This is a genomic window from Proteiniborus sp., assembly GCF_040308045.1.
Lineage (GTDB): Bacteria > Bacillota > Clostridia > Tissierellales > Proteiniboraceae > Proteiniborus.
In genome coordinates, this window is the sequence record NZ_JAWRHZ010000004.1 from 22,734 (window position 1) to 35,029 (window position 12,296).

Genomic DNA, 12,296 nt, shown 5'->3' on the forward strand with positions numbered 1-12,296 from the left:
TATCCCCGCTCTTATTAACGTCTTAAACCTAATTTTTCTACTAGGTTACGATATCTTTCAATGTCAGTCTTTTCTAAATAGTTTTGCAATCCTCTTCTTTGACCTACCATTTTAAGCAATCCTCTTCTTGAATGATGGTCCTTCTTGTGGGCTTTTAGATGTTCATTTAGTTTGTTAATTCTATGTGTTAAAATCGCTATTTGAACCTCAGGTGAGCCTGTGTCACCTTCATGCACTTTGTATTCTTCGATAATCTTTGCTTTTTCTTCTTTACTTAAATTCATTTATATTCCTCCTTAATATTAAGTTACACCTTAAGCCGAGTATACAGTCGAGGCTACAATAAACTTAGCATAAGGTATCATCAACCCTAATTGTACCACATACAATTAATCTTGTAAATATTTAATTACTTTCTATTATTTTTTCTATATCACTCTTTACTTGAATTTTCAATTTGTCTTTATCAGTAAATTTTACTTCTTCTCTGATAAAATCTAATAAACTAATTTCAATCTTCTCTCCATATATGTCTTTATTGAAATCAATAATATGGGTTTCAATGCTAAACCCAACATCATCAAAAGTTGGATTGCTTCCTATATTTGTAATACTTAAATAGCTCTTCCCATTGATATAGGTATTGGTTTTATAGACTCCAAATTTAGGCATTTGATAATTAGTATCCTGTTTTAAATTGGCTGTAGCAAATCCTAAGCCCTTACCTCTTCCCTTTCCTTTAACAATGGTGCCACTAACAGTAAATGGTCTTCCTAGTAAAGCATTAGCTTCTTTTACTAATCCATTATTGATCAGTTCTCTAATATAAGAACTACTTATTATCTTATTTCCATAAGTAATTGGATCAATAACCACTACTTCAAAGCCAAAATTTTTCCCTGCCTTTTTTAGAAATTCCACGTCTCCTTGAGCCTTGTAACCAAACTTATAATTAAAGCCAATTACAACAAGCTTAGCTCTTAATTTCTCAACTATTATTTGTTTTATAAAGTCATAAGGAGACATATGCATTAGTTTTTCTGTAAAATCCGCTAAATACAATAATTCAATTCCCATATTTTCAAGCAGTAAAATTTTTTGAGAATTACTCATAAGTATATTGTTTACTTTATTTGTCTTAAATTGAACCAATGTATTATTATCAAAGGTAAATACAGCCTTAGTAAGTCCTTTTTTCTCAGCCATTTTCATCATTTCTTCTATTAAGTATTGATGTCCCAAATGTAGACCGTCAAAGTTTCCAATTGCTACTGCTGTATCCATTTCTACATTTGTATATTTGTTTAACATGACTTTCATAGTTTATCACCTTTAAATAAAAACTTTGTCCATTTTTAATATTGTATTATCTTCTGCTTTATTAATTAAACCTATGCCAATAAACGCATTATCACAATATACTCGTATTCTTTTTTGTAAATCACGATTATATAAATCGTGCGAATAATTATTAATATCAACTTTTCCGCCATTCTTTAAAATATCATAGTATCTTTCATGAAGATTAATTGAGTCATAATGTTTAAGAGCGCTATCAATAGGCATAATAATATTATCTAGTCGGCTTATATTAGTATATTTTAGTATTTCTTCAATTGTATATGAATTAACTATACTAAAATCTCCTACTTTACTTCTTAATAAAAATGTCATACAACCTAGTGTTCCTAATCTTCTTCCAATATCATTGCATAAGGTTCTTATATAAGTACCTTTTGAGCATTCTACATCAAATAGTATTTTTTTATTATTATAATTTCTTAAAATTGAAATTTCATGAATTACTATCTCTCTTGGCTTTCTCTCTACAGTTTTCCCTTCTCTAGCCAATTCATATAGCTTCCTACCATTATGTTTCAATGCAGAATACATGGGAGGAATTTGTGTTGTCTTACCTCTAAACATTTCAAATACCATTTTGATATCGTCAGATGTAACATTAGATATATTGTTTCTTCCAATTATTTCTCCATATTTGTCTTGCGTATCTGTTTCATAGCCAAGGGTTAATTCTGCTCTATATACTTTTTTAAAATCATCGAAATATTCAACAACCCTTGTGGCCTTTCCAATACAAATAGGTAGCACACCAGCTGCATTAGGATCCAAGGTACCAGTGTGCCCTACTCTTTTCATATTAAAGGTTTTTCTGATAAAACTCACAATATCATGTGAAGTCATTCCTGGAGGCTTTAAAACATTAATAATACCATTCATATGATCACCTAAATGCCTTATCTATTTCTTCTAATATTAGCTTTTTACCCTCTTCAATACCGGAGTATAATGTACATCCAGAAGCTTTAGCATGTCCTCCACCATTGAAAGATTTTGCAATTAATGATACATCAATATAGTTTTTAGATCTTAATCCTACTTTAATAGTATTGTTATCAGTTTCTTTAAGTACACATGCGACTTCTACACTATCGATATCTCTAATAAAATCTATTATAAGGTCAGCCTCATTTATAGTTGTATTGCAGATTTCTAGCATTTCTCTAGTAACTATAGCTATAGCAATCTTCCCACTTTTCAATAACTCTAAAGTATCAAGGCTCTTTATCAATAAACATGTTTTTTCAATGCTTCTACTCTGATAAAGATTTATATTAATATAATTTGAATTAATACCTAAATCAAGAAGTCTTGATACTATTGCATGAGTAGATGATGTGGTATTATCATATCTAAAGCTACCAGTATCAGTAGATATTCCTACATAGAGAGATGTGGCAATATCTTTATCTATATCAATATTCATTAGCTTCAAAATTTCATAGACTATTTCTCCAGTAGAACTTGCATCAGGATTAATAATATTAATATTGCCAAAATTAGTATTAGTTATATGATGATCTATATTTATAATATAATCAGTAGATTCAAGTAAAGATTTAGAAATTCCTATCCTATTCTTGTCCCCGCAATCTAAAGCAATTAATAAATCTATTTTTTTCGCATGAGTTTCTTTTTGAATTTGATCTATACCTGGCAAAAACAACAAGTTTTTAGGTATTTCATCAGATACTAACATCGTAATATTTTTATATCTATTTTTTTTTAGAGCCATTCCTAATGCAAGGACAGATCCTATACTGTCTCCATCTGGATTAACATGAGAAGTAATGCATATATTGTTGTGAAAATTGATTGCAGAGATAACTTCTTCTAAGAGCATTTTCCTGTCATCACTCATCTTCATTACTTCCTTTATTTTCATTAACATTTACTTCATTTAATAGTTTTGATATTTTAAATCCATGTTCTATTGATTTATCTAAGTAAAACAGTGGTTCTGGAGTATATCGTAAATTCAAATTTCTTCCAATTTCCTTCCTAACAAAGCCTTTACCGCTTTCCAATCCTTTTAAGGTTTCTTCTTTATTTTGCTCGTTTCCTAATACACTTATATATATCTTTGCATATCTTAAGTCCCTAGTTACCTCTACCTCTGTTATACTTGTCATAGGAGATATTCTTGGATCTTTTAGTTCTGTCATAATAACATTACTTACTATTCTTTTTATTTCTTCTGAAATTCTTCCTAATCTTTTTAAGCTCATAGAAGTCACCTATCCTTTTTCCTTTTATGCTTAAATAATTATTTTTTGATTTCTTCTAAGGTATATGCTTCTATAACATCGCCATCTTTAACATCATTATAACCTTCAATTCCTAATCCACCTTCATATCCAGTTAATATTTCTCTCACGTCATCTTTAAACCTCTTTAATGAAGAAATTGAACCTTCATGAATGACAATATTATCTCTTAGAAGTCTAACTTTTGCATTTCTCACTATTTTCCCTTGTTGTACATATATTCCAGCTACCATACCAACATTTGGAACCTTAAAGGTAGCCCTAATTTCAGCTCTTCCAAGAACTACTTCACGATACTCAGGGGCTAGCATACCCTTAATCGCAGCCTCAATATCTTCAATAGCATTATATATTACTCTATATGTTCTTACGTCTACGCTTTCTCTATTAGCAATCTCCATTGCTGTATTTGTAGGTCTTACATTAAAGCCAATTACTATTGCATTTGAAGCGGAAGCTAACATTATATCGCTCTCAGTTATTGCTCCTACTCCTCCGTGTATTGGATTTACTTTAACCTCCTCAACACTTAACTTTTCTAATGATTGTTTTACTGCTTCTATAGAGCCTTTAACATCTGCTTTAATAATAATATTTAAATCTTTAACTTCACCTTGCTTTATTTTATCAAATAAATCATCAAGAGAGATTTTTTGGTTAACTTTCAGCTGTTCACTTCTAATAACTTCTCTCCTATGTTCAGCAATTTCCCTTGATTTTTTCTCATCTTCAACTGAATATAAATGCTCACCTGCATCAGGAACTTCAGATAGCCCCAATATTTCAACTGGAGTTGATGGACCTGCCTTTTTAACTCTTTTCCCTTTATCATCAATCATAGCCCTTACTTTCCCATAAGCAGCCCCTGCAACTACAGCATCTCCTACGGTAAGAGTACCTTTTTGTACTAATACTGTAGCGACTGGCCCTCTGCCCTTATCCAATTTAGCCTCAATTATAGTTCCTACAACATTTCTATTTGGATTGGCTTTTAGCTCTTGCATTTCTGCAACTAATAGAATCATCTCTAGCAATTCAGCAATTCCTATTCTTTTTAATGCAGAAACAGGGACAAATATCGTGTCTCCTCCCCATTCTTCAGGTACTAAACCATGCTCTGTTAGCTCTTGTTTTACTCTGTCAGGATTAGCCTCGGGTTTATCAGTCTTATTAACTGCTACTATTATAGGAACATTTGCGGCCTTAGCATGATTTAAAGCTTCTATAGTTTGAGGCATTACACCATCATCAGCTGCTACCACAAGTATTGCAATATCTGTAATTTGTGCACCTCTGGCCCTCATGGAAGTAAAAGCCTCATGGCCTGGTGTGTCTAAAAAGACAACCTTTTTATTATTAATTGTTACGGTTGAAGCTCCAATGTGCTGAGTTATGCCTCCTGCTTCTTTTTGAGTCACATGAGTTTCTCTTATGGCATCTAAAAGTGAAGTTTTGCCATGATCAACATGTCCCATAACTGTCACAACTGGTGGTCTTAGTTGTAAACTCTCTTCAGTATCTTCAATATCCAAACTTTCATATATGTCACTTTCCTGCTCTTGTTCATCATTAATCAGTTTTAGTTCATAGTCAAATTCAGATGCAACTATGCTTGCAGTATCAAAATCAATTTCTTGATTTATACTAGCCATTACCCCAAGTGCAATTAACTTTGAAATCACTTGACCCGAATTAATATTCATCTTTTCAGCTAATTCTTTGACTTGTATGTTATTTGCAATTTCTATAATATTATTTTTTTCTATACTATTCAAGTTTTCATTATCCTTTTCTTTTTTTATGTCTGAATTTACTTTGTCATTTACCTTTTTTGCTTTCTTAGGTTTAGAAGCAGAATTTTTCTTTTCATAAAGAGACCCATCAAATTCATCTTCAAAATCACCTTTATCATTATCGTCTTCCTGAATATATTCTTTAAGAAGTTCAGCTTCTTTTTTATCTACTGAGCTCATATGGCTACCAACTTTTATATCAAGTTCACCTAATTTTTCCATCAATTCTTTTGTAGTTATCCCTATTTCTTTGGCTAATTCATATATTCTTATTTTGGTCAAACTATACACCCCCACTTTATTTACAGGTGATAATCTCATCTATTATTTTAACTAAAGCTTTTGAAAATGCTTCATCATTTGCTGAAATTGTAGACGTAAGTCCTTTGCCAATAGCTGTTCCTAGTTCTGCTTTTAACCCAATCTCAATATATTTAACATTTTTTTTGTCGCATAATCCTAGAAACTTATTTTTGGTATTATATGAAGCATCAGAAGCTAATATTAACAACTTAGATTTTCCTTCATTTAACGAATTAATACAACCCATCTCACCTGATACTATAAGCCCGGCTTTTTTTCCTATACCAAGCATGGATAATAATTTTTTCATTTATTGTATCTCCTTTAACAAGTCATCATATACCTTGTCAGGAATTTCGACCTCTAAAGCCTTATTTAGTCTCTTGCTTTTCATTGCTTTTTCTAAGCATTCAGTATTTCTGCAAATATATGCTCCTCTTCCATTTGCTTTACCTGTCAAGTCTACAAATATATCTCCTTCTTTGTTCTTTACGATTCTTATTAGCTCACGTTTGGCTTTCCCTTCAGAACAGCCCAAACATTTTCTAAGAGGTATTTTTTTTGTTTTCATCGTTCTCACCCCTTATTAATATTAGTTATCAATTTGTCCTTCACTTTTAATGTCTATTTTCCAACCAGTTAATTTTGCAGCTAGTCTTGCATTTTGTCCTTCTTTTCCTATAGCTAATGATAGTTGATAATCAGGTACCACAACTAAAGCTGATTTCTCTTTTTCATTAACATCTACATTTATTACTTTTGCAGGACTTAAACTATTAGAGAGAAATTCTCCAATATCTTTACTCCAGTTAATAATATCTATTTTTTCACCTTTTAGTTCGTCTACAATAGCTTTTACTCTGGCACCTTTAAATCCAACGCAAGCGCCAACAGGATCTACATTATCATCCTTTGAAAACACTGCTATTTTGGTCCTTGATCCAGCTTCTCTTGCTATACTAAAGATATCAACTATTCCCTCTTGTATTTCTGGAACTTCTAGTTCAAATAGCCTTTTAACAAGACCCGGGTGAGTTCTTGATAATAGTATTTGCGGACCTTTAGTAGTCTTTTTAACCTCTAAAATAAATGCTTTGATCCTGTCACCTTGATTGTAAACTTCCCCTTGAATTTGCTCACTTGGTGCTAATATCCCTTCCGTTTTTCCTAGATTAACAAAAACATTGTTTTTGCTAACTCTTTGAACTAATCCTGTAATAATCTCATTTTCTCTATTTATAAATTCCCCAAATACAATTTCTCTTTCAGCTTCTTTTATTTTTTGCATTACAACCTGTTTTGCAGTTTGGGCTGCTATTCTTCCAAAATTTCTAGGAGTGATCTCTACACCTACTATATCATCAATATCATATTTTGTATCTATTTCTCTTGCATTTTCTAAACTAATTTCTAATAATTCATCTTCTACAGATTCAACTACTATTTTCTTTGCATATACTCTAACTTCTCCATTTTCTTTGTTTATTTCAACCTCTACATTTTGTGAAGAGCCAAAATTTTTTTTATAACCAGAAATTAATGCTGCTTCTAATGCATCAAATATAATATCTTTACAAATACCTTTCTCTTTTTCTATTTCTTCAAGAGCCTCAATAAATTCGGCTTTCATATCCCCTTTAACCTCCCTACTAAAATCTAATTGCTAGATTAATTTTTGATATTATCTCTCTAAATATTTGCAACTCATCATTTCTTTCGTCTTGTATAAATATATTTTCATCATTGAATTTGATAAGTTTACCTGTGTATTTTTTCTTCCCATTTAATTGTCTATAAAGACTAACCTCTACATCTTTACCAATACTTCTTTCTAAATCTTGGTTATTCTTTAGTGGTCTATCAAGTCCTGGAGAGGATACTTCTAAAAAATAATTATCCTCTATAGGGTCCTTTTCATCAAGGAAATCACTTAACTGTTCACTGACTTTTTGACAATCATCTATTGTTACACCACCAGGCTTATCAATAAAAACTCTTAAAAATTGATTTGGACCTTCTTTTACATATTCTACATCTACCAATTCAAAATCATATTTTTCTATTATTGGACTTACGATTTCAGCAACCATGCTTTCTAATGCACCTTTTTTCATTTCATCACCTCCAAACAATTACCTTAATATTTTGCCATATAACAACTTAATTATTCTAAAATACGCACTATAATAAAGGAAGAGTGGGAAACCCCACTCTTACAGCATAGTCTATTTATGTTTAGCATATCATAGTTTTTTCCAAAAATCAAATATTAAATATAGTAAGCTGATTGCTCTCAGGAATACCTTCAAGACAACCATGTACTTCTAAAGCCTCTAAAACAGTTTTTGATATTTTACATCTGTTTGTTAAATCTTCTAGAGATATAAAATCACTTTTTCTTCTTTCCTCAACAATACTTCTAGCAGCGTTTTCTCCAACTCCTTCTAGTGATTTAAGAGGTGGAATTAAGCCTCTCTTTCCAACTAAAAATTTGTCACTATCAGATTTATATAAATCAACTCTTTCAAATTCTAATCCTCTAGCATACATTTCAAGTACAACTTCTAAAACTATTAGTAGATTCTTTTCCTTTGCAGTCTTATTGTTTCCCATACTCTCGAGTTCATGAATTTTACTTTTTACAGCATCCTTACCTTTTAGCACTAGTTCAGCATCGAAATCAATTGCCTTAGATGTGAAATAGGTGGCATAAAAAGCCATGGGGTAATGTACTTTAAAATAAGCTATTCGGAAAGACATCATTACATATGCAACAGCATGGGCCTTTGGAAACATGTATTTTATAGTATTACATGATTTTATATACCATTCTGGTATTTTGTTTTCCCTCATGTAGTCTTCATCTTCCTCAGTTAGCCCTTTCCCCTTTCTTACCCTTTCCATTATCTTAAAAGATCTTTTTTTATCTAGTCCATTATATATTAAGTAAAGCATAATGTCGTCTCTAGTTGATATAACTCCGCTTAATTTAGCAACTCCATTTCTAACTAAATCTTGTGCATTATTTACCCATACATCTGTTCCATGAGATAGCCCACTTATTCTTACTAATTCTCCAAAAGTAGTAGGTTGAGTATCTATCAACATTTGTCTAACAAACTTAGTGCCAAATTCGGGTATTCCAAGAGTACCAACTTCAGTGTTTATTTCTTCTTTTGTGACCCCTAGCGGCTCTGTTGTAGTAAAAAGCTTTAAAGTATCTTCATCATCCAAAGGAATATTTTGTGCATTAAGTCCTGTAATATCTTCTAACATTCTTATTATACTTGGTACATCATGGCCAAGTATATCTAGTTTAAGAATTCTACCACTTATAGAATGATAGTCAAAATGAGTTGTAATTACTCCAGACTTACTGTCATCAGCTGGATATTGTATAGGTGTAAAATCGTATATTTCTTTATAATTAGGTACAACCATAACTCCACCAGGATGCTGCCCTGAGGTTCTCTTTATTCCAGTGCAACCTTTTACTAAACGATTTATTTCAGCATTATTAATAGTTATATTCCTTTCTTCAAAATATTTTTTTACAAAACCATAGGCAGTTTTTTCTGCAATAGTACCTATAGTTCCTGCTCTGAAGACATAGCCCTTACCAAAAACTTCTTCTGTATATTGGTGAGCTGTAGATTGATATTCTCCTGCAAAGTTAAGATCAATATCTGGCTCCTTATCTCCCTCAAATCCTAGAAAAACTTCAAAAGGTATATCGTGTCCATCTTTTTTATACTGGGTTCCGCATTTTGGACATACCTTATCAGGAAGATCTGCTCCAGAACTAATTGAACCATCGAGAATAAATTCACTATTTTTACAGTTTGTACATATATAATGAGGTGGAAGAGGGTTTACTTCTGTAATATCACTCATTGTTGCAACAAAAGAAGAACCAACTGAACCTCTTGAACCAACAAGATATCCATCTCCTAATGATTTAGTTACTAATTTTTGTGCTATAATATACATAACTGCATATCCATTAGAAATAATTGAATTTAACTCTCTATCTAATCTTGCTTGCACTATTTCTGGTAAAGGTTCACCATAAATTTCTTTCGCCTTCTTGTAGTTCATATTTCTAAGTTCATCTTCTGCGCCAGGAATGACTGGGGGAAATGTACCATCAGGAATAGGTATTATTTCTTCTATCATATCTGCTATAAGATTTGTATTATTAATTACAACTTCTCTAGCTTTTAATTCCCCCAAGTAACTAAATTCATCTAACATCTCTCTTGTTGTTCTTAAATATAGTGGCATAGGTTTATCTGCATCTGAAAAGCCTTGCCCTCCTAATAGTATACGCCTGTATATTTCCTCATGAGGATCTAAAAAATGTACATCACCTGATGCTACTACAGGTTTTGCATTTTCCTCACCTAATTCAACTATTTTTATATTAATAGCTTTAAGTTCATCAACATCTTTGACAGAATTGTTGTCTATCAAAAACATATTGTTTGCAATAGGTTGAATTTCCAAAAAATCATAAAACTCTACTATATTCTTTATTTCATCTTGTGATCTATTAGAGAGAATTCCCCTATAAAGTTCCCCAGCCTCGCATGCACTTCCAATTATTAAATCATCTTTATATTTTAACAATAGTGATTTAGGAATTCTAGGCCTTCTATGGAAGTACTTTAAATGAGATTCTGATATTATTTTATATAGATTTTTAAGGCCTCTTTGATTTTTAGCAAAAATAATTATGTGAAAAGTATGATCAGATTTTATATTTTTGTTACCCTCAAATATTGTGTTTATTTCTTCTAGCTTTGTAACACCTTTTTCTTTTAGCATTTCGATTAATTTTATAAAAATTTTAGCAGTAGCCTCAGAATCATCAACTGCTCTATGATGATTTTCTAGACTAACATTTAGATGTTTAGACAGAATATTTAGTTTATGACTTTTCAAGTTTGGAAGCAACTCTCTAGAAAGTTGAAGAGTATCTAAGGTGGAATTGCTTAACTCTAAACCTATACGATGGCAATTTTCTCTAATGAAGCCTGTATCGAAAGATGCATTATGTGCTACAAGTACACTAGTTCCTATAAACTTAATAAAATTTGGTAAAGCTTCCTCGATACTAGGCTTATCTGCAACCAGTTCATCGGTAATGCCAGTTAACTCAACTATTCTTTCTGGAATTCTAACATTTGGGTTTATTAGTTGGCTAAATCTATCAACTATCTGTCCATTTATTATCTTAACTGCTCCAATTTCAGTTATTTTATCGTTTTTACTTGAAAATCCAGTAGTTTCAATATCAAATACAACATATTCCGTGTCAATGCTTTGAGATTTATTGTTATTTACTATTGGTTTAATATCATTGACTAAATAACCCTCTAGACCATATAATACTTTTATTCCATATTTCTTAGCTGCTTCCATACCTTCAGGATAGCCTTGAACAACACCATGATCTGTAATAGCTAGAGCTTTGTGTCCCCATTCAGAAGCTCTTTTAGCAATATCATCAAAACTAGAGACACCGTCCATAGCACTCATTTTTGTATGGCAATGTAGCTCAACTCTTTTCTCTTGACAGTCATCTATCCTTTTTATACGTTCTGCTTTTTCTAGTGATTTCATATTAATAATAGTTTGCTTTATATAATTATCATAGATTACATCACCATAGATTTTTACATATAAGCCTTCATTTAAGTTTGAATCTAAGCTTTCCTGTGTTTTTTTGTTTGCAAAAACTTTTACAGTAATTGAACTTGTAAAATCGGTAATATTAAAAGTATATATTTTTTTATCGCCTTTGATTTCTCTACAATCTATATCAAATATTTCTCCTTTTATGGCTACACTTCCTGAATCAATATTTATATTTGAAATATCCACTATTTCACTTTCAATTTTATTTCCATAGATAATATGACCTGAGTTCTTTCTAACTTTTGGATTTTTTACATTGTCACCTGAGCTTTTGCTATTAAGGCTCACATCTAATAATAGGTTTTCAAGCATTATAGTCTCTTCTAATTCTTTGATTTTATTATGCTCTTCTTCTGATAAATTAGGATTCTCAATATGGCTAAACCTAACTTTGTATTTTAGTCCAAGCTCATTCATTATGAGCTTCTCTATTTGCTTGTCCATAATTTTATTATGTAAAGCTGTTAGTCCAATTTTACTACCAACAAAAATATCTAATATATCATCTCTTATTTCCCATTTAATTTGGTTTATCCAAGCTAGACTTGAGGGTATTTCTTTTTTTATTAAATCTAAAATATTCGTCATATAAATATTGATTAAGGTTTTTTTACTAGTCTTAATGTCTTTATAATCTACCGATAAAATAATATTCTCTAATCCATCATAAAATTTTAATAATGATTTTCTTGTTTCTTCAATCAGGTTATTTGGTATTATATTGTCTGATTTCAAATACAACTTTAGAATTTTATTTTTTGTATTTAAAATAACTCTTTCAATTAGTATTTTTGATACTAATTCATTCTTATTCTTAATATTTATAGTCTCAAAAACATCATAAAGAGTTTTTTTCTTAAGCAAGGTCATACTA

11 protein-coding genes are annotated in these 12,296 nt (G+C 31.0%); all 11 read right to left on the reverse strand.

Translation table 11 applies throughout. From position 1 onward, the window contains the following. Window positions 1-14 precede the first annotated feature (14 nt). Window positions 15-284, reverse strand: coding sequence for a 30S ribosomal protein S15 (rpsO, locus tag ABV008_RS00400; protein ID WP_352417836.1), 270 nt, complete (start codon window positions 282-284; stop codon window positions 15-17). Window positions 285-405: 121 nt separating this feature from the next. After that, window positions 406-1,320: a bifunctional riboflavin kinase/FAD synthetase gene (locus ABV008_RS00405; protein WP_352417837.1), complete on the reverse strand. Its 915-nt coding sequence runs from the start codon at window positions 1,318-1,320 to the stop codon at window positions 406-408. A 12-nt stretch (window positions 1,321-1,332) separates the two neighbouring features. Continuing rightward, window positions 1,333-2,238: a tRNA pseudouridine(55) synthase TruB gene (gene truB, locus ABV008_RS00410; protein WP_352417838.1), complete on the reverse strand. Its 906-nt coding sequence runs from the start codon at window positions 2,236-2,238 to the stop codon at window positions 1,333-1,335. A 4-nt stretch (window positions 2,239-2,242) separates the two neighbouring features. After that, window positions 2,243-3,220, reverse strand: coding sequence for a DHH family phosphoesterase (locus ABV008_RS00415; RefSeq protein ID WP_352417839.1), 978 nt, complete (start codon window positions 3,218-3,220; stop codon window positions 2,243-2,245). After that, window positions 3,213-3,587, reverse strand: coding sequence for a 30S ribosome-binding factor RbfA (rbfA, locus tag ABV008_RS00420; protein WP_352417840.1), 375 nt, complete (start codon window positions 3,585-3,587; stop codon window positions 3,213-3,215). The genes ABV008_RS00415 and rbfA overlap by 8 nt, the downstream gene beginning before the upstream one ends. Window positions 3,588-3,625: 38 nt before the next feature. Further along, window positions 3,626-5,701, reverse strand: coding sequence for a translation initiation factor IF-2 (infB, locus tag ABV008_RS00425; protein WP_352417841.1), 2,076 nt, complete (start codon window positions 5,699-5,701; stop codon window positions 3,626-3,628). 16 nt (window positions 5,702-5,717) lie between these two features. Beyond that, window positions 5,718-6,032 (reverse strand): L7Ae/L30e/S12e/Gadd45 family ribosomal protein, encoded by a 315-nt coding sequence (locus tag ABV008_RS00430; RefSeq protein ID WP_352417842.1) that lies wholly within the window; start codon window positions 6,030-6,032, stop codon window positions 5,718-5,720. Then, the gene (rnpM, locus tag ABV008_RS00435) at window positions 6,033-6,293 is read right to left on the reverse strand and encodes an RNase P modulator RnpM (RefSeq protein ID WP_352417843.1); all 261 of its coding nucleotides are present in this window, start codon (window positions 6,291-6,293) and stop codon (window positions 6,033-6,035) included. 21 nt (window positions 6,294-6,314) lie between these two features. Then, window positions 6,315-7,352: a transcription termination factor NusA gene (nusA, locus tag ABV008_RS00440; protein ID WP_352417844.1), complete on the reverse strand. Its 1,038-nt coding sequence runs from the start codon at window positions 7,350-7,352 to the stop codon at window positions 6,315-6,317. Between the two features lie 19 nt (window positions 7,353-7,371). After that, complete coding sequence (gene rimP / locus ABV008_RS00445; RefSeq protein ID WP_352417845.1) at window positions 7,372-7,836, reverse strand: ribosome maturation factor RimP; 465 nt, start codon at window positions 7,834-7,836, stop codon at window positions 7,372-7,374. A gap of 148 nt (window positions 7,837-7,984) precedes the next feature. Next, on the reverse strand, window positions 7,985-12,296 hold a 4,312-nt coding region (locus ABV008_RS00450; protein WP_502929724.1), incomplete at its 5' end, for a PolC-type DNA polymerase III.